The organism is Bartonella sp. AD328YNZD (assembly GCF_042196425.1).
Genome location: NZ_JBHIQG010000576.1, coordinates 1 through 1,033, shown reverse-complemented (window position 1 = coordinate 1,033; position 1,033 = coordinate 1). Strand labels below are relative to the sequence as shown.

At 39.4% G+C, this 1,033-nt stretch carries 1 protein-coding gene; it reads right to left on the bottom strand.

What is annotated here, in order from left to right; translation table 11 throughout:
- The coding region (locus ACFIO3_RS13795) for a BID domain-containing T4SS effector (protein WP_375704655.1) at nt 1-1,033 on the bottom strand (1,033 nt) is incomplete at both ends.

The following is a 1,033-nucleotide window of genomic DNA, read 5'->3' as shown; positions in this document are numbered from 1 at the left end:
CTTTGGTTTGCTTAATAATTTCTGTAATTTGCCTAGCTTTACTTTCTGATACACCAATACTTTGAGCCAATGTTTCAGAGTCATTCTTTTGGACTGCTTTATGTTCATTTGGTGAGAGGCGGTTATTGATGCTTTTTGCAAAGTTTGTAAGCTCTTTTTGCAGTGAAGGATTTTTTGCTAAAGCTTCTTGCTGTAATTCTTTTGGCAAGGCGAAGAGATCTTGCAAGCTTTGACTTGGCATTTCTACCGTTTTTGCACGACGACTTTGTTCTGTTGCATGTTCTTGCGTAATTTCCTTTTCAGCATGTTTTACAGCATACGCGAAATTTGCAACGGCAGTACAGAGCATCTCAAGATGATTTTTAGCGTTTGCACGTGTCTGGTTTTGTAGTCCACATAAACTGAAACCGGCAAGATGAGAAATAGAGTGCGGTGCTCTTTCAATCTGGTTAGCGAGCTGTTGGCCTAAGCTTGGATTTTTGATGATTTCTACCATCTGTTTGTTTAATGTTTTTTCGTTACCATAAACAATTTTTGACAATTGCTGAACCTGTTTTAGGCTTGCGTGGACACAAGAATCTTCTGCAACCATTTGGGCCGTTTCATTTTCTGTCAAAGGGGCTAATCTTTCTTCTGGAATGAGAATGCTTTCAAGCTTTTTTGTTTTGGGAACGGTAAAGGTAAATCTATCACCAGGTTTTAATGTTTTGAGTTGTTCTGGCGTGAGCTGTTCTTTATTGCCGATGATGTAAGCGCCTTTCACATTGAAAGCAAAGCTATCATAACCAGCACCCCTATAGGTACCTGTGTAGGTTTCACCTTCTTTTGCAACCATAACAGGACGATCATTAACATTGCGTCCAAGTTCTTTCATGTTGTTCATGAATTCCTTTAAAAGAAGTATTTTATTGGGATTAGAGATATCTTCAAACAGATGTTGCATTGGCTCTAGGTCACCATTTTCTGCTACAGCAACACTGGCGAGCATCATGCGTTCTTTTGTAACAAGTGAAAAGTCAAGCTGATGCCCTGC